Origin of the sequence: Maribacter sp. PR1 (genome assembly GCF_028464145.1) — a bacterium.
GTDB lineage: Bacteria > Bacteroidota > Bacteroidia > Flavobacteriales > Flavobacteriaceae > Maribacter.
The window spans coordinates 596,079-615,235 of sequence record NZ_JAQPCG010000001.1 but is presented as its reverse complement, the minus strand read 5'-3'; the positions used below and the strand labels follow the sequence as shown (position 1 = coordinate 615,235).

At 40.8% G+C, this 19,157-nt stretch carries 13 protein-coding genes; 9 read left to right on the top strand and 4 right to left on the bottom strand.

Features of this window, described 5'->3' with window-relative positions; genetic code table 11:
- Window positions 1-340 precede the first annotated feature (340 nt).
- The 3 genes from PP182_RS02590 (at window position 341) to PP182_RS02580 (ending at window position 7,122) form a co-directional block, all read left to right on the top strand.
- Window positions 341-3,406 (top strand): SusC/RagA family TonB-linked outer membrane protein, encoded by a 3,066-nt coding sequence (locus PP182_RS02590; protein ID WP_272649769.1) that lies wholly within the window; start codon window positions 341-343, stop codon window positions 3,404-3,406.
- A gap of 18 nt (window positions 3,407-3,424) precedes the next feature.
- Window positions 3,425-5,176 (top strand): RagB/SusD family nutrient uptake outer membrane protein, encoded by a 1,752-nt coding sequence (locus PP182_RS02585; RefSeq protein WP_272649768.1) that lies wholly within the window; start codon window positions 3,425-3,427, stop codon window positions 5,174-5,176.
- Between the two features lie 164 nt (window positions 5,177-5,340).
- Window positions 5,341-7,122 (top strand): alkaline phosphatase, encoded by a 1,782-nt coding sequence (locus PP182_RS02580; RefSeq protein ID WP_272649767.1) that lies wholly within the window; start codon window positions 5,341-5,343, stop codon window positions 7,120-7,122.
- A 70-nt stretch (window positions 7,123-7,192) separates the two neighbouring features.
- Here the strand turns inward: PP182_RS02580 and PP182_RS02575 are convergent, their stop codons facing one another.
- From PP182_RS02575 to PP182_RS02560, 4 genes are all read right to left on the bottom strand, one after another.
- Window positions 7,193-8,638 (bottom strand): TolC family protein, encoded by a 1,446-nt coding sequence (locus tag PP182_RS02575; RefSeq protein ID WP_272649766.1) that lies wholly within the window; start codon window positions 8,636-8,638, stop codon window positions 7,193-7,195.
- Window positions 8,631-11,873 carry an efflux RND transporter permease subunit gene (locus PP182_RS02570; protein WP_272649765.1) on the bottom strand — a complete coding sequence of 1,081 codons (3,243 nt, stop codon included), beginning with the start codon at window positions 11,871-11,873 and terminating at the stop codon, window positions 8,631-8,633. Before PP182_RS02570 ends, PP182_RS02575 begins: the two co-directional genes overlap by 8 nt.
- A 24-nt stretch (window positions 11,874-11,897) precedes the next feature.
- Entirely contained in the window at window positions 11,898-12,980 is a 1,083-nt protein-coding gene (locus PP182_RS02565; protein WP_272649764.1) for an efflux RND transporter periplasmic adaptor subunit, read from the bottom strand.
- A 141-nt stretch (window positions 12,981-13,121) separates the two neighbouring features.
- Complete coding sequence (locus PP182_RS02560; protein WP_272649763.1) at window positions 13,122-13,532, bottom strand: hypothetical protein; 411 nt, start codon at window positions 13,530-13,532, stop codon at window positions 13,122-13,124.
- A gap of 278 nt (window positions 13,533-13,810) precedes the next feature.
- Here PP182_RS02560 and PP182_RS02555 point away from each other — a divergent pair, with 278 nt between their 5' ends.
- The 6 genes from PP182_RS02555 (at window position 13,811) to PP182_RS02530 (ending at window position 18,867) form a co-directional block, all read left to right on the top strand.
- The gene (locus PP182_RS02555) at window positions 13,811-14,221 is read left to right on the top strand and encodes a VOC family protein (RefSeq protein ID WP_272649762.1); all 411 of its coding nucleotides are present in this window, start codon (window positions 13,811-13,813) and stop codon (window positions 14,219-14,221) included.
- Between the two features lie 432 nt (window positions 14,222-14,653).
- Window positions 14,654-15,850 (top strand): mannonate dehydratase, encoded by a 1,197-nt coding sequence (uxuA, locus tag PP182_RS02550; RefSeq protein WP_272649761.1) that lies wholly within the window; start codon window positions 14,654-14,656, stop codon window positions 15,848-15,850.
- Between the two features lie 24 nt (window positions 15,851-15,874).
- Complete coding sequence (locus PP182_RS02545) at window positions 15,875-16,867, top strand: TRAP transporter substrate-binding protein (RefSeq protein WP_272649760.1); 993 nt, start codon at window positions 15,875-15,877, stop codon at window positions 16,865-16,867.
- Between the two features lie 8 nt (window positions 16,868-16,875).
- A complete protein-coding gene (locus PP182_RS02540; protein ID WP_272649759.1) occupies window positions 16,876-17,337 on the top strand; it encodes a TRAP transporter small permease in 462 nt (153 codons plus the stop codon).
- Entirely contained in the window at window positions 17,334-18,644 is a 1,311-nt protein-coding gene (locus tag PP182_RS02535) for a TRAP transporter large permease (protein ID WP_272649758.1), read from the top strand. Before PP182_RS02540 ends, PP182_RS02535 begins: the two co-directional genes overlap by 4 nt.
- Before the next feature lie 43 nt (window positions 18,645-18,687).
- On the top strand, window positions 18,688-18,867 hold the full coding sequence (locus tag PP182_RS02530; protein WP_272649757.1) for a hypothetical protein: 180 nt from the start codon (window positions 18,688-18,690) through the stop codon (window positions 18,865-18,867).
- The last annotated feature ends 290 nt before the right edge of the window (window positions 18,868-19,157 follow it).

Here is a 19,157-nt window from a genome sequence, read left to right as displayed (position 1 = left end):
AGCAAGAAGTATTAAACACTTTTTCATAATCTGTTTTTTTGGTAATTGGTTATTCCAATATGAATTTAGATATAACTATCCCAAATCAAACAAACTCTTCGAACACCTGAAGGTAATTATCGATAAAAGGGCAATATGGTTTTCAATTCCTCCAATATCATTATTAAAGTTAAATATTATGAGACGTTTTTAATTAAACAAAGCATAATATACAGCTAACATAGCTGTGGCTGACTAAGATCTATTTTTGGGCTAAAATAAAAACCATGAAAAAGAGCCTGCGGCAACAGGCTCTCTAAAAAAGTATCGAAAATCACTAAAACTTCAACACTTTAAATCTATGTATTTTAAAAACCGACGAACTAAAATCGGCATTGCCTTACTTTTGGCGATTTCAGGAAACAGTTTCCTATTTGGGAACTCAAAAACTACCTGTAAAAGTATAGAAAAGGAACGGGTATCCATAGAGGATTCCCTTGATTCTGTTCTTTTTTCTGACCAGAACGCTGTAACAGGTCAGGTTATGGATGAAACGGGAGCACCGCTTCCTGGAGCATCCGTTATGGAAAAAGGGACCAATAATGGTACCATTACGGACTTTGATGGAAATTTCACCATCAATGTAGATTTTGGAGCAACTTTACAAATATCCTATTTGGGCTATAGTCCCAAGGAGATAGTAGTTGGAACTAATTCCGCGATCAATGTACAATTGGAGCCGGACGCTACCCAATTGGACGATGTTGTGGTTGTGGGCTATGGTACGCAAAGGAAATCTGATGTTACCGGGTCGATTGCATCCGTAAAAAGTGAGAACTTTAACAAAGGTGTAGTAGCCAATCCTGGCCAACTGCTTCAAGGTAAATTGGCGGGTGTAAATGTTACCAATGTTAGCGGTGAACCTGGGGCTTCACAAAATATCATCATTAGGGGTGTTGGGAGTTTACGTTCTGGTACTACCCCTCTCTTCGTTGTGGATGGATTTGTAATAGACAATTCAAGTATAGGCGTGGCATCTAATCCATTGAACTTTATCAATCCACAGGATATTGCTACTATGGACGTATTAAAGGATGCGTCTGCAACTGCTATATATGGGGCTAGGGCTGCCAATGGAGTTATCGTTATTACCACAAAGAAAGGTCAGGCTGGAAAAACAGAAATGAATCTTAATGTTTCAACAGCCTTTGCCACCATTGCCAACCCCATAGATGTATTTTCCGCTAGTGAATTTAGGAACCAAGTCAATGCCGTTGGGGGAAACCTATTGGATGCAGGAGCCAATACAGATTGGCAGGACGAACTTACACGTACTGGTATTTCAAAAAATATAAACTTCTCCATGAGCGGTGGAAAGTCCGATAGTTTCAATTATTTTGTGTCCACCGGTGTAGATAATCAGCAAGGTACTTTTGAAAACAGTTCCCTAAAAAGGTATTCGGGCCGTGTTAACTTAAATCAAAAGGCCTGGGATGGCCGATTGAATGTAGACTTGAATCTAACAGCTTCAAGGACATTGAATGAAAGACCTGATGCAGGGGCTACCGTAGTTGATATGTTGCAGCTAAACCCTACCTTTTCGCCATTTACCAATGGAGAACCTTCTTTCTATGATGAACGATTAAACCCTTTGGTGCGGAACAGGATATATTCCGATGACGCTGTAAGCAATCGAATTTTGGCCAATATCATGCCCTCGGTTGAGATTATCAAGGGACTTACCTACAAGTTAAATTTAGGTGTTGATTACTCCTCTACTACAAGGGATGTGCAAAGGATTCCCTTTTCTTTGATTGAGGGCTTTGAATTTGGGTTTTTAAATACCTCTGCCACGGTAAACAGCAATACGCTTGTAGAGAATACGCTTACCTACACCTACAATAAAGGAGAGCACAATGCTACCATATTGGGAGGTCATTCCTATCAAGAGACCTCGTTGGAACAAAAAATGTTTGAATTGGATGATTTTGCCGATAATGGTATTGAACCAAGGTATCAGGACCAAATCAGTTCCGAGCGTTTTCCAACCACACTTAACTCACAGGCATTTATTAATGAATTACAGTCTTTTTTTGGTAGGGTCAATTATGGATATGCCGATAAATATTTGGTAACGGCCACCATGCGTGCAGACGGCTCATCTAGGTTTGGAAAAAATAATAAATATGGATATTTCCCCTCCATAGCCTTGGGTTGGAATATTAGTAATGAAGTGTTTATGTCAGAAAATTCCATTTTTAATAATTTGAAATTAAGGGCTAGCTGGGGGCAGACAGGAAACCAGGATGGTATACCCAGTAAAGTTAGTTTAGCAAGTTATATAGATTCTAAGAATGAAAACGATACCTATCCTATCAGTGGGAATGAGGTAAGCTTAGCAGATTACCCGTTTGGTACTGTACCGGTACGTACAGCCTTCCCAGACCTGAAATGGGAGGTGACCACCCAAACGAACATTGGTCTTGATTTCGCCCTATGGCAGAATAAATTAACCGGTACCTTAGATTATTTTAATAAGGTAACCAGTGACGTGGTGCTTTTCGCCAATAGGGTAGATCCCGTACAACCTACAGAGAAAATCTGGACCAATATTCCTGATTTGGAAATCAAGAATACAGGGGTTGAACTGGCCTTGGATTATAGAGGTAGTTTCACGAATGACTTTACTTTTAATGTTGGGGGTAACATATCTTATACGGACAATCGGGTAGAAAATTCACAATTTGAGGTCATTACCACAGGAGCAGCCCAAGGCGCTGGGCAGACTGGGGCCACCATAAATGGATACATTAACAATGAGGCTATTGGTGCCTTTTTCATGAAAGATTTCGAGGGCATAAACAATGAAGGTGAAAACCAATTTAGGGATGTCGTTCCAGATGGTGTTTCATTAGATAATGACAGAATAGTGGCCGGAAGCGCTTTACCAGATATTCTATATGCTTTCTACATGAAGTTCAACTACAATAACTTTGATTTGGGCTTTAACTTCAATGGTGTTTCCGGAAATAAAATCTATAACCATACGGCCATGAGCTTATTCTCCAAAGGGCAACTGAGTAGAAATCTTAATACGACTCCTTTTGCCGTTCAGTTTCCTGCCGAAACATTGAGTAATTCCAATGAGGTCTCTACAAGGTATCTAGAAGATGGTAGTTTCCTTAGGCTCAATAATGCAACCTTAGGATATACCTTTTCGCCTTCGTCCATAGGAATGGAAGATTTGGTCAATAACCTTAGGCTTACCATAACCGGTCAGAACCTCTTTGTTATAACCGATTATTCTGGGTTTGATCCTGAGGTAAATACCGGGGATACCATTGATGGGATACAGACCTTTGGTATAGATCGCTTTACGTATCCCACCCCTAGAACACTATTGATTGGATTGAATGTATCGTTTTAAATCAAAAAAATTAGAATTATGAGAAATAGAATTATAACTACGGCTACAATTTTTGTATCCCTACTCTTTTGGAACTGTACAGATCTCGAAGAGGAGAGGCTTGACGAGGCCGAATTTGGTGGCCAGGCAGAACTGGTAAGCGGAGCAATTGCGCCGGCTTATGGATATGTATCATGGGTATGGAGACATACCAACTACTATGGTCTTCAGCTTATACCTTCCGATGAGGCCATCTTGCCTTACAGAGGTGGAACAGACTGGTTTGATGGTGGGAAGTTTCTTGCTGCGCATCAACATAGCTTTACACCAACCAATGACTTGATAGGTGATGGATGGAATGAGGTGACCACCAACCTTTCCAGAACATTATCTGCTATAGAGGTTTTACGACCACTTTCTGAGCAAGGAAATAGCGAGGCAACCGCAGCCCTCCACGAGATGATAGCGCTTCGTGCCTATTTAAATATGCTCATGTTGGATAGTTGGGGCTTGGTTCTCAAAAAAGATGATTCCAACGAGCTTTCCGAAGTGCTTAGAGCCCAAGAGGCCATTGATTACATAGAAAGTGAGTTGTTGTCTGTGGTCGACGTCATCAATACGAATAGAGCACCAGGGCGTATTACCCAGTCGGCAGTTTGGGGCTTTCTGGCAAGACTGCACCTCAATGCGGCGGTATATAGGGACCCTTATGGTTCGCCTAATTTCACTTCGGAGGATATGAATGCCGTAATACGGTATACCGACAACATAATCAATTCGGGAAATTTCTCCCTATCGGCCGAATATTTTGAGCTCTTCAATGATGAAAACAATAGCAATCCTGAACTCATTTGGGCTTTAGACCAACGTGGTGTACTTAACAGGGAGCACAGTCGTTGGGCCTACTGGTCCATTGCAGGATCCATGTTTCCAAGACCAGAATTTCCTAGTGCTGATGGAACCGATGGACCTGCGTTTAACCCAGACTTTATACAAAGTTGGCTAAACGCCTACGATGAAGATCCTGCCAACGTCGATGCTAGGTTCTACAAAAGGAACACCATTGTGCCAGAGGCTCAATTACTGGATTTTGAAGGACGTGACAAGTTGTTGGTAACAGAAACGGAGGACAGCTATTACTGTGCCGATCCTTTGACCTTTGAAATGGATAGGGGTATCATAAGGGGAACCCAATGGGGACCAAGAAAAGGAGAGGATGGCCAGTTCATTACTTGCGACGGCGGTGTGCGAATTTATCCGGTACAACAGCGCAAGGGCAATGCAACTGACCGTGATGTTGCTTATGTAAACCATACTCTTGAAGTTGATTTTTCTTTGGAGGGTTCTTATCATAACACAGGTTATCGCTGTGCCAAATATCAGTTTAGCCGCACATCCCCCAATGGTAATAACTTCAGCAGTGTAGATTTGGTACTTTTACGTTTGGCCGAAGTTTATCTAATGCGCGCCGAAGCTAAATTAAGGAATGGGGATAATGCTGGGGCTTTAGCTGATTTAAACACACTGCGAGCCTCAAGAACGGCAAGGCCAGATCAAACACCACCACCGCTGGCATCAATAGATTTAGATGTTATGTTCAACGAGCGCGGGTTTGAACTTTATTGGGAAGGATTCAGAAGGGGAGACCAGATTCGTTTTGGTAAATATGAGGATTCTTGGACGGAAAAAACAGATTCTGACCCAAACAAAAGACTGTTTCCCATTCCTCAAAGTGCTGTGGATGCAGCATCGGGTATCGAGGGATTTTTGGAGCAAAATCCAGGGTATTAATTGCAGGGGATAAAAGAAAACGGTAAGGATAGCCCTACCGTTTTCTTTTTTGCAGTTGAAATTCTAATGTTTTGAACAATTGCTTTGCGGTAAAAGCGTATTAAGTTTAAATTGTCCTATGTTGAACCAACAATAAGGGTGCGAGAAGTATCAATCATAAAATAATGAAGAAGAATTATTCAAAAGGAATTGTTTGCTCGGTATTATGGATTGTTCTAAACTTTCATTTTACTTTTGGGCAGGAACCCTACAAAGTACATTCACATAACGATTATGAACAGGAATTCCCTTTTTTTGAGGCCTATATCAATAATGCGGCATCTATAGAGGTAGACTTGTTCCTCAAGAACAAGACTCTTTATGCTACCCATGAGGAATCGGAAATAATAGAAGGAAATACTTTCTCCAAACTATATCTAGACCCCTTAAAACAGATGCAGGAAAAGGGTAAGCTACGCGATGTACAGTTACTGATTGATATTAAATCAGAAGCAGAATCGACTTTAGTTGAAATTCAGAACGTATTAAAAAAATATCCAAGCCTTATAACCGAGGGTAAAGTGAAATTTGTGATATCGGGAAACCGACCCAAACCCGCTGATTATGCGAATTATCCGGAATATATATTGTTTGATCACCAAAGTATCGATGATTTGGACAGTATTCCTCTGGAAAAGGTAGCGATGATAAGCTTAAGTTTTCAAAGATTTTCTATTTGGAACGGGTATGGACGAATGGTATCTGAAGAGTTACAGACCGTAAAGGGCATTCTGGATAAAGTACATGCCCATGAAAAACCTTTTAGATTTTGGGCGACGCCAGATACCAAGACCGCGTGGGCCCGTTTGGCAAAATTAGGTGTGGATTTTATCAATACAGATAATCCGGCGTTGGCACATAACTATTTGGAATCTTTGGACACTAAGATTTATACAGGGCGAATTAAATCAACGTACGATCCCAAATACAACTTTGACCCCAACACCAAACCATGGAATATTATTCTTATGATTGGGGATGGTAATGGATTGGCTCAAATTACGGCCGCTATGATAGCGAATAAAGGAGATCTGAGTCTCACGAATATCAAGGATATCGGACTTATTAAAACGTCTTCCTATGATGATTTGGTAACGGACTCAGCTGCAGGCGCAACTGCAATGGCGACAGGTCAAAAAGCAAACAACAGGGCCATAGGTTTGGGGCCAAAAGATGAGGTTTTAAACAGCTTGGTTAAAATTGCGTCCAGCAAAGGGTATAGAACCGGTATTATTACAACGGATGCAATTTATGGGGCGACCCCTTCTTCTTTTTATGCGCACGTAAAGGACCGAGACAATACCCAAGGGATTTTACAGGACTTAAAAAAAAGTAACCTCGATTTTTTTATTTCTGGGGGGGGAAGTTTCGAAACTGAATTAAGCGATATTTTTAAACCTACAACGCTAAGGGAATTCAATACTTTGGATAGTAGGACAGCAATTTATCTTGGGGACAATAAGATGCCTACGATGCAAAATGGTAGAAAGGATATGTTACCAAAATCCTTGGAAAAATCCTTGAACGTTCTTTCAAGCGGTAAAAAGCCATTTTTCATTGTGGTTGAGGGTGCTCAGATTGATAATGGAGGACATTCTAACAAAGTGTCTACTATCGTAGATGAAATGCTGGATTTTGATGCGGCTGTCGCGGAAGCTTTAACATTTGCGGATAAAACCGAAAATACCTTGGTATTGATTACTGCGGACCATGAAACTTCCGGTTTTGGAATAGTAGGAGGAGATATCCAAAAAGGAGAAGTGCAAGGCGATTTTCTGACCATAGACCATACGGCTATTATGGTACCATTGTTCGCTTATGGCCCACAGGCACAAAACTTTAGAGGAGTTTACGAAAACTCAGGAATATTTTCAAAGATCAATGCGGTGCTGGATTTAAAGAAATAGGAATCGATTTTCATAAATAAAAAAAGCCTCCGATTTTTGGAGGCTTTTTTAAAATGGTTTAGGGGAAAAGCTAATTCCATCCACCACCTAGGGCCTTATAAATATCTACACGTGCTACCAGTTGATCTCTTTTGGTTTCCACTAACTCCATTTTGGACTCCAATGCTTCACGCTGCGTCAGTAGGACTTCTATGTATTCAATTCTGGCAGATTGAAAAAGTCGGGTAGAAAGGTCTATCGATTCGGTTAAGGCCTTTACTTGCTCTGCTTTTAGGTCATAGGTCTTTCTAAGATTGTCTAGATTAGAAAGCTGATTGGCAACCTCTATATAACCTTGCAAAATGGACTTCTCATATTCATAAACAGCTTGAACCTGTCTTGCATTAGCTGTATTATATTCTGCTTTTATCGCATTTCTATTGATTAAAGGAGCTACTAAGTCGCCTACTGCCGAATACAAAAGGGATTGAGGAGTTGAAGTAAGATATTTGGGCTTAAAAGCCTCCAGTCCAACACCTGCCTTAATTCCTATGGAGGGATAAAAGTTGGCCCTAGCCACTTTAATGTCCAATTTCGCCGCTTCCAACTCATATTCGGCCTGTCGAATGTCAGGTCGGTTTTGAAGTAGTTGAGCTGGTATTCCCGCGTATACGGTATCAATCTCACTTTCTATAAAACGTTCAGAATTGCGTTCAATCGGTTTAGGAGACCGTCCTATCAAGAAGTTAAGTCTATTTTCTGTTTCTACGATTTGTTGTCGCACCTCGAATTTGTGACTTTGGTTTTTTAGAACCTCTGCTTCGAATCTTCGTACGGCCAACTCGGTCGCCCTAGCAGCTTGCTTTTGTAAACGAACCATTTTTAAGGCGTTACCTTGTATTTCAAGGTTCTGCTCAATAATGGCCATTTGATTGTCCAAAGCAACCAATTCATAATAGGAGTTGGCAATTTCAGCAATAAGACTGGTCACCATAAAGTTTTTACCTTCTACGGTGGCCAGATATTCCATTACTGCCGCCTTTTTAGAATTTCTAAGCTTTTTCCAAACGTCTAGTTCCCAAGAGGCAAAAACACCTGCTGAGTAATCCGTCAAAGGCTCGGGAAATTCTTCTTCTTCCCTAATTTTCAGGTTTTTTTCCACGGCTCCGTTCCGGGTATACTCGCCAACTTTTTCCACCTCTGCGCCGGCTTTTAGGTCTATAAATGGCAAATACTCTCCCGTTCTTGCCTTGACCTCGTTCTGTGCAATATCAATTTTACGAAGCATTATGTTCAGTTCCTGATTGTTTACCAAAGCGGTATCTATCAGTGAAATGAGATTAGGGTCTGAGAAAAACTCCCGCCATTGAACATTAGCCGTATTTAAAGAATCGGTAGATAACGTTTGATAGCTTTCCGGAACATTTTTGTTTTCCTCTTTCAACGTTTTTGTTGGAACACAGGAATACAACACCCCTAATAGGATCGCACAGACGAAAAGCGATTTTTTATTATTTAGATTTTTAATATTATTCATCGTCTTTTCTTTTGGTTAATTTTTTCAAGAGTTTTTTCATTTCTCGGAGTGCTGCAGCTGTTTTGCTCTCACCCTCGCTGGTACGCATAAATTCTTCTGAAATTGGCTCAAAAGATTCATCCTTAATAAGACTTTTTCCTTCGGCCATTTTTGCAAAAATGTAGTAGAGTCCAGGTATGACCAACACACCACCTATTGTACCTATAAGCATTCCTCCCAATGCAGATCCGCCGATGGTTCGGTTTCCTATGGCGCCAGCGCCTGTGGCTACTACCAATGGGATTAGACCGGCAATAAATGCAAAAGATGTCATGAGGATAGGTCTAAACCTTGCTCTTGATCCTTCGATGGCCGCTTCTAAAACCGAGGCACCTTGCCTATGTTTTTGAACAGCAAATTCCACGATCAATACTGCATTTTTTCCCAAAAGGCCCACCAGCATGATTACACCGATCTGTGCATAAACGTCATTGGCCAAGCCCATTAGCTTTAACAGTGCAAATGACCCGAATACACCTACCGGTAGCGATAAAATTACGGCAAAGGGCAATAGGAAACTTTCATATTGAGCCGCCAAAACGAAATACACGAAAATTAGTACGACTATAAAAATGTAAAGGGACTCGTTTCCGCGATTGGCCTCGTCGAACGATAGACCCTCCCAAGCAATATCATATCCTCTTGGTAAGGATTCCGCCGCAACTTCCCTAATGGCTTTGATGGCATCCCCAGTGGTATAACCAGATGCCGGAAGACCATTGATGGTCGCTGAATTGTACAGGTTGTAACGCGTAATTTCGTTAGGTCCCAATCGTTTTTCCAAGCTCATAAAGGCCGAATAAGGTACCATTTCACCCTCTTCGTTTTTTACAAAGAGTTTCTCGAGATCCGATGGTAGCGCCCGATACTCTGGAGCTGATTGGGTGTAAACCTTAAAGAATCGTCCATAAAGGATAAAGCCCTGCTCATAGGTACTACCAATGAGAATATTGAGGTTTTCCATAGCCTTTCCGATGGAAACTCCTTTTTGCATGGCAATTTTATTGTTTATTTTAAGCTCATATTGAGGATAGTTTGCGGAGAAGAATGAGAATAAACCGGTCAATTCTTTACGCTTGCCCAAAGCTTCCATAAAGTCGTCGTTGATTTTACCAAACTCATGGTAATCCGTGGAGTTGGTTTTGTCCAACAAACGCATGGAGAAACCACCTGAAGAACCAAAACCTGGAACGGCAGGAGGTTCAAAATACTCGATTCTTGCACCAAGATTTTTTGTTTCTTCCTCCAGTTCCTCCATAATTTCATGTACGGAATGATGTCTCTCTGACCATGGCTTCAAGTTGATCAAACAAGTACCTGCATTGGATCCACGACCTTCTGTCATGATTTCGTATCCCGCTAATGATGAAACGGATTCTACACCCTCGGTCTCCTCACATATTTTTTGAAGCTTACGAGCCACGTCATTGGTCCTTTCCAATGTAGATCCAGGAGGTGTCTGTATAATAGCATAAATCATTCCTTGATCCTCATTGGGTATAAATCCTGCAGGAAGCGATTCGTTGGTAAAGAAAATACCTGCGCAAAAGGCAATAAGAATCCCAAAAGTAACCACCCTACGGGCCACTATTTTGTTTAACAGTCCAACATAACCACCCGTAAGCCTTTCAAAACCCTTATTGAACCAGTCAATAAATTTGTCTATGGGCGATTTTCTTTTTTGTTTTCCATGGTTATTCTTTAGAAGGATAGCACAAAGAACAGGGGTAAGGGTCAAGGCTACAACGGCAGATATTACAATAGATCCTGCCATGGTAATGGAAAACTGTCTATAGAATACACCAACGGGTCCGGTCATAAAGGAAATTGGAATGAACACGGAAACCATCACCAAGGTAATGGCAATGATAGCACCGCCTATTTCACCCAATACTTCTTTAGACGCCTTAAATGCATTCAATTTTTCCTCCTCCATTTTTACGTGTACCGCCTCTACCACCACAATGGCGTTATCCACCACAATACCAATGGCCAATACCAATGCAAATAGGGTGATGAGGTTGATAGAAAGACCAAATAGCTGCATTACAAAGAAAGCTCCGATCAAGGACACGGGTACGGCAATAATAGGAATCAGTGTAGATCTCCAATCCCCTAGAAAAAGGAACACTACTATGGCTACCAAAATAAAGGCATCCCTTAGCGTATGGAGCACTTGTTCTATGGAGGCATCTAAGAAATTTGCCACGTCGTAGTTGATGCTGTAATCCAACCCAGGAGGGAGCTCCTCTTTTAGTTCCGTCAATTTGGCCTTTACCTGGTCAATGACATCTTTACCATTACTTCCAAGGGTTTGTTTCAAAATAATGGAAGCCGATGGATGTCCATCCAGATTGGAATAAATATCAAAGAATTCACTTCCGAGTTCCACGTCTGCCAAATCCCCAAGAGTGATCGTTTCTCCTTCAGCATTGGCACGGACAATAATTTCCTTATACTGGTCCGGCTGATTGTACCTACCTGTATACGTAAGTACATATTCCAAGGATTGTGATTTCATACCGGAACTCTGACCTATTCTACCCGGACGGGCAATAATACTTTGTTCCTGCATGGCTTCCATGATTTCCTCTGCGGAAACATTATAGGCACGCATACGGTCCGGTTTTAGCCAAACACGCATGGCGTATTTTCGGCTCCCTAGTATTTGGGCGCTTGCAATACCGTTGATCCGCTGAATTTCCGGTATAATTTTAGTGTATGCATAGTTATAAAGGAACTTTTCATCATTGTGACCATCTTCGGCAAACAAGTTTACGTACATCAGCATACTGGGCTGCACCGGAGTAATTACCACGCCTTCTTTCTGAACCAACTCGGGTAAGTTGGGCATCACCTGGTCTACCCTTGTCTTTACCATTACCACGGCCCTGTTGGGGTCCGTGCCCGGCTCAAAGATGACGCGAAGTGTGCCTTCCCCCGCACTGGTCGCATCCGAAGCGAGATAACGCATGCCTTGGACTCCGTTGATAGCTGTTTCCAATGGAATTAGGGTGGAGTTTACCAAAACATCGGCACTGGCACCCGGATAGGCAATGAATATATTTACGGTGGTCGGAGCAATTTCAGGAAATTGCGATATCGGTAATTGTTTGATGGCCAATAGGCCAGTGAAAACTATCATAACCGATATGACGATAGCCAGTACCGGTCTTTTAATAAATTTTTTAAACATCTTTTGGAGAATTAAGTTTTTAACCTATTCGGCATATAAGGACAAATTGCCGATTACGGATTTTGGTTCAATAAATTCTGTTTGGATTACATCACCATCTTTTACCATTCGTATACCATCAAGAATTATTCTGTCATTCTCTGATAAGCCTTTTTCCAGAATAAACAGGTCAGGAAGCTCACCACCTATGGTGACCTCTTTTTGAAAGACCTTTCCTCCCTTGTCAACGACAAAGACAAATTTTTTGTCCAATACTTCAAATGTTGCTTTTTGTGGGATAATAAGGGCATCATTAAAGGGTATGGTCATGAGAATACTCCCAGTCTCACCATGTCTCAATATTTTGTCCGGATTTGGGAATGTAGCCCTAAAGGCGATGTTTCCCGTTTCGTTATTAAATTCACCTTCAATGGTCTGAACAATACCTATTTGATTAAAGGTTTTGTTGTTGGCAAGTAAAAGGCCTACGGATTTTTTTTCATCTTTATCCGTACTCATTATATAATCCAAGTATTCAGCTTCGGGGACATTAAAATAAACCCACATCTCGGAGTTGTCCGATAATGTGGTCAAAAGTTCGCCTTCATCCAAAAGACTACCTTCTCTTACATGGAGGTGATCCATGATACCGTCAAATGGTGCTCTTACATCCGTAAAGCCCAAATGGGTCTGGGCCAAGGATACCTCCGCCTTCGCTTTTTCCAATGTGGCTTTAGCCAACGAGAGTTCATTCTCGGAAACTACATTTCCATCCGCCAATAATTGGGTGTTCTTTAATTCTATCTCGGCAATTTTAGCTTCAGCCTCAGCTTTCTGTAAGTCGGCTTGATATACATTGGGCATAATATTGAACATCTTCTGCCCTTTTTTCACGTATTGACCTTCATCTACATGAATTTCATTGAGATAGCCTTTTTCCAAGGCTCTCAATTCTATATGGCGAATGGAATGTATTTGCGCTACATAGTCTTTGGTAATAGAAGTATCTTTTTTAATGGGACTAGTGACCAAAAATTGGGTCTCTTCTTTATGTGATTCTTTTTTCGAGTTACAACTAGTAAGGCCTAGTAGAACAAAAAGGCCTACAATCATGGGAATTCTCCTCATAATCAAATTTTATTAAAATGGATTGTACTTAGTTTTATTGGGAATTATCTATAGGTCGCTACCTGTTTCTTGGTAACTGTTGATATAGATAAACTGTAAAGTGACTTGACGAAACCCAGAATAGGGCGGCCAAAAAGAATGCTATAGCCTAAATACCTGGTAGCAAATGTATCTACTATATGGAAGAACCGTTGCCAGATTTTTAAGATTGGCGTGAGATACTTTTGTTGGATTAAGAAAATATTCTAAAAATTGATCGTGTAAATACCTTCCCAGGCTATTTCCAAATTGTTTGCTTTGATCCAGGAAAGAATGTCTTATCTCTTCTTCCTGTTCTTCAGTTTCCGCAATTTCCAGTGCAACTTTTCTATTGCTAGAAATTGAAAAACTGTCTAGTTGGGCATGATGTTCTTGATTGTCAAGACTAGAAAGAACAGCGTTGGAATTGGATACAGAACTTTCGTCAATTTCCAGATTTGAATGGACAAAGGTAAGCCCGCAAAGCAGAGTGAGCACTACAGGTACAATATATTTTAAAAGCCTTTGTTTCATTTCGGGAGCGAAATTATGTTAAGAAAACAGGGCATACAAAAAGTGATTGTTAAAAAAATCTAAATTTAGATATAAAAACGGTTTTTATAGTTTATAGGATACTATTTTACAGAATCAGTAATTACTATCACTAAGTAATGGATAAAACCTAAGCTAAATTTAAGGCAAGAATAATTTTTACGCATTAATTAATAAATGTTGTATTTCCAACTTTTATTGGCGATTCAACCATAGGGTTGTATTTTAAGATGGACCTAACCAATTAAATCACAGACCATATGAAATCTATTTGGTTAAACTTACCAGTCAAGAATGTCCAAAAATCCAAGTCCTTTTTTAAAGAAATAGGTTTTAAAGAAAACCCTATGCATGCCAACGCGGATAATCTTGGTAGTTTTTTAATTGGTGAGCATAATTTTGTTTTGATGCTTTTTCCGGAATATGCATTTCAGCACTTTTCTCAAGCTGAGATCTCGGATACGAGTAAGGGTTCTGAAATTTTGATAAATATAGATGCCCAGTCCAAGGAGGAAGTAGACGAAATGGCCAAACGCATAAAAGAAGCCGGCGGTAAGATATTTGCGAATCCTTCTGAAGTGGATGGCTGGATGTATGCCATGGGTTTCACTGATTTGGATGGTCATAGGTGGAGTTTGCTATTTATGGAAATGGATAAAATGCCGAAATGAAAATGTGTCGGACTAAATTTACAGGGAACCATGACTATTGAACAGTTTATATTCCTATTCTTTAAAATAAGCGGGAGGTTACTGGAAATCATGAGATGAGGTCCTTAAAAGCTACAAGTGCTTTCAATAAACAAAACAGTCGGTTTTAATTGAGGATAAACAACTGTTTCCAAAGTCTACGACAAGAATTCTCTACCCAATTTTCAATATCCTCTATAAATCTGACTAATGCATCTAAAATTTTTTATACGTCGTATTTTTGATATGGATGCGCGTTTCAATTGGTATTCGAGTGTGTAGGAACCATTAGTTTCTCTAACAGTATTTCTGTACATTTCAAATTCTTCTATATTTTTAAATGGAGGATATTGTTGATGGGTTTAAAGGTAGAAAGTGTATTTTCAACAAAAAATATTAAAGCTTAACTGGTAAATGGAAAATTTGAAGAAAACGTTTCGGTGGTTTGGACCAGATTTTGGCGTATCACTGTCGGAGATACGGCAATTGGGTGTTAAGGGCATAGTAGCCGCTTGCCAAGAGGTGTCACTAGGTGAGGTCTGGCCGGAAGAGGTCATTAAATCACTTAAATCTACCATTGAGGCACACCACATGGAATGGTCTGTAGTGGAGAGCGTTAATATTCATACGGCCATTAAGTATGGCTTACCGGAAAGAGATCTTTACATCGCTAATTACATCCAGACCTTGCGCAACTTGGCAAAAAACGACATTTATAATGTCTGTTATAATTTTATGCAGTTAATAGATTGGACACGTACAGATCTCGATTATATATTGCCAACAGGGGCCTCGGCCCTACGGTATAGTCCAATTTCCGCAGCGGCCTTCGATCTTTTTATTTTGGAAAGGAAAGGAGCTCAAGAGTCATATACAGAAGAAGAATATCAACAGGCTAAATCCTATTTTGAAGCTTTATCAGATGTACAAAGAGGAGCTTTAAAATCGGCTATATTGGCGGGCATGCCCGGATCTAAAAAGACCATAGATTTAAATGATTTCAAGAAGAACCACACCACTGTTTTAAACATAAGCAAAGAACAACTACAGGAGAATTTGTCCTATTTTCTCAACGCCGTTATTCCGGAAGCTGAAAAGTTGGGCGTTCGTATGGCCATTCATCCAGATGATCCGCCATTTTCGGTTTTTGGAGTGCCCCGTATCGTTTCCAATTATGCAGATATTAAGTTTTTATTGGAATGTTGCCCTTCTCCCAACAATGGGTTGACCTTTTGTTCGGGTTCGTTGGGAGCATCGGAAACCAATGATTTGGTAAAAATCATAGCCGATTTTGGGGATAAGATTCATTTTATCCATCTTAGAAATGTAGCGCGCGACCAAGATGGTAGTTTTTACGAGGCAGACCATCTAAGTGGTTCTGTGCCTATGGACAAAGTCATGAAGGCCATTGTAGAGCAACAAAAAATACGACATACAACTCAAAAAGGAATTGTAGACATTCCTATGCGGCCAGATCATGGGCATGTTTTGTTGGAGGATAAGAATCGACAACATGAGTTCTACTCTGGGTACTCCCTTATTGGAAGGGCCATGGGTCTGGCCCAGCTCTCCGGGTTAGAGATGGGCGTACGGGAAAGCTTTGGTTTTTAAAGTAGTATTAAATTGATTCAGAAAATGTACACTATCGTTTTTAAAAGAATAAGAAATTTGACCATCGGGGCGTGTACGTTCCTTTTGTTGAACGCCTGTGCATTAGAAAGCAATACCAAGGTTATGTATTTTGCACATTCCCTTCCCATTACCCATCCTGTGCATAGGGCCATTCTGGACATGAAGGAATCCTTGGTCCAAAAATCTGATGGACAACTGCAAATAAAGGTATTTCCGGACGGGCAACTGGGGACGGAGCGCGAGGTCTTGGAACTTTTACAAATAGGGAGTATTTCCATGACAAAAGTAAGCGCCGCCTCACTTTCCAACTTTGCACCTGATTACCAGGTAACGAGTATTCCTTATTTATTCAGGGACAGGGAACACCTTTTTAAGGTATTGGAAGGTGAGATTGGGAAGGAATTATTATTGAGCAGTACGGAATATTTACTACGGGGGCTTTGTTTTTATGATGCTGGAGCACGTAGTTTTTATGCAAAGAAGAATCAGATAGGTAGCCCGGAGGATTTAAATGGGATGAAAATCAGGACCATGAACGACCAAATGTCCGTAGACATGGTCAATACTCTTGGTGGATCTGCAACCCCCATGGCCTATGGGGAACTCTACACCGCCCTTCAGCAAAATGTAGTGGACGGAGCTGAAAACAATATTCCCTCTTTTGTCACTTCCAACCACTATGAGGTCTGTAAGTATTATACGTTTGATGAACATACCATGGTGCCCGATGTGGTGGTCATTGGTACAAGATTTTGGGACACCTTAAACGAAAATGAAAAAATTTGGCTACAGGAAGCAGCCGATGAAAGTGTGGTAAAACAAAAGCAGTATTGGGAAGAAACAGTAGCAGAAAACATGAAGGTATTAAAGCAGGCCCAAGTCCAATTTTTGTATCCGGATAAAAGCGAATTTTCAAAAATGACCACTCCACTTTTGGAGAGAATGATGCGGGATGAAAAAATGAAAACGGTCATTGAAAAAATACGGTCAGAGTAATGCAAAAAATGTACACCCTAATTAATAAAATAATTGAGGGCCTCTTGGTGGCCATCTTTGGGCTGCTCGTGATTGATGTGGTCTGGCAGGTAATCTCAAGGTATATCGTGGGCCAATCCAGTTCGTTCACGGAAGAATTCGCACGCTTTTCACTCATTTGGCTCACAGTCTTGGGCGCGGCCTACATCAATGGGCAGCAAGAAGGTCATTTGGCCATGGATTTTTTACTTTCCAAGTTACCGGAAGCCAAAAGAAAAGGAAGACAAAAGGTGATTCAAATAAGCATGGCCCTCTTTGCGTTGGTGGTCATGGTAATAGGTGGAGGCAATTTGGTCTATACCACACTTCGCTTAGGACAAACATCATCTGCCCTGCACTTACCACTGGGCTATGTATATGCCATTGTGCCCCTGAGCGGTCTTATTATTATCTTCTTTTCTTGGTATAACATTAAAAAACTTAACAAATGAGTATAGAACTTATAAGTGTATTGGTCCTTTTCATAAGTTTTGCTGTCTTATTACTGTACGGTGTTCCGGTAGCCTATTCTATAGGGATTTCTACTACCCTCGTGCTCGTTATCAATATGGCTTTTATGCCCTCCGTAACCACCGTGGGGCAGCGAATGACCACAGGAATAGATAATTTTGCGCTATTGGCCATTCCGTTTTTTATATTGGCTGGGGAGTTGATGAACCGTGGGGGTGTGGCCAATAGGCTTATTGCTTTCGCGAAGTCGCTCATTGGTAGTCTTCCTGGGGGGTTGGCCTATGTGAACATCATTTCAGCCATGCTGTTCGGTGCTATTTCAGGGTCGGCCATTGCGGCAGCTTCGGCCATTGGAAGTACCTTGACGGACAAGATGGAAAAGGAAGGGTATCCTAGGCAATTCAGCGCTGCTGTAAACATAAGTTCATCTACTACGGGTTTATTGATACCTCCGAGTAACGTCCTCATTATTTTTGCCCTTGCCAGTGGAGGTACAGCTTCGGTTGCAGCACTTTTTGTCGCGGGTTATCTGCCCGGTATTTTGGTCGGTCTTGTGCTCATGCTCATGGTGTACATCTATGCAAAACGAAAGAAATTGCCTAGAGCTGATAGGGTAGGTTTTAGGCAACTTTTGATACATTTTAAGGATGCGTTCCTCAGCCTTACTCTATTGATTATTGTTGTGGGTGGAATTGTAGCCGGAATTTTTACTGCCACCGAAGCTGCGGCCATAGCTGTAATATATGCCACCTTTCTGGGTTTCTTGAATAAAGAGCTCCACTTGGCTGATTTAAGGGGCATATTATTAAAAAGCGCCAAGACCACAGCTATCGTGATGTTTCTCATTGCCACTTCAATGGCCATGTCCTGGGTCTTTTCTTTTGAGGGAATCCCTCAAATGCTCACCGGGCTTATGGTAGATTCGGTAAGTAATCCAATTTTGGTTTTCTTACTCATTAACCTAATATTGCTTATTGTAGGGACCTTTATGGACATGACGCCTGCAGTCCTTATTTTTACACCCATCTTTCTTCCCGTTGCCATGGCGCTTGGAATGCATTCCGTACAGTTCGGTATGGTAATCGTCCTAAATTTATGTATCGGAGTTTGTACACCCCCTGTGGGTACCTTGCTGTTTGTGGGCAGTGGCGTGGCCCAAGTATCAGTAGGAAAGGTTATCAAACCATTATTGCCACTTTTAATGGCCATGGTTTTTGTTTTGTTTTTGATTACTTATTTTCCAGAGATATCATTGTGGTTGCCTAAATTATTTGGTTTGATTGATTAAAGGAAAAAAATATTACAAGGGGACATCTAAAGCCTAAATTTTTATGAAGTTCGCGCTCCTTCCTCTAATTCTCACCTGTATTTTTTTAGATTCTTGTGATACCTCTTATAAGGAGACTGTAGTTCCTTTGTATGTGTACAAGTTGGAAGCGGGTTTTTATTTGGAGGTCATAGCATCTGAACCGCTCCTAAAGGCAACCGTTGCTATGTATTTTGTTAATTAGGGCAGAATTGGGTAATTCAGATGCCGGGGCACATGAACGGTATGCAAGGCTCTGCAGAGAACGAACCAGTAGGGAGTATTCGTATTCTTGAGGACTTGGATCATGACGGGGTGGAAAAGGTAAAGAGCAAATTAATCCCCATTAGGTAATTTGTTGGTAAAACTAAAAAACAAAAAAAGCCTTCAATTTCTTGAAGGCTTTTCGCGGTCTGGACGGGACTCGAATTTAGTTTATTTAAATTAACTCTACTTTTTTGTATTTAATCCTAAACATTTATATTAACAGTATTT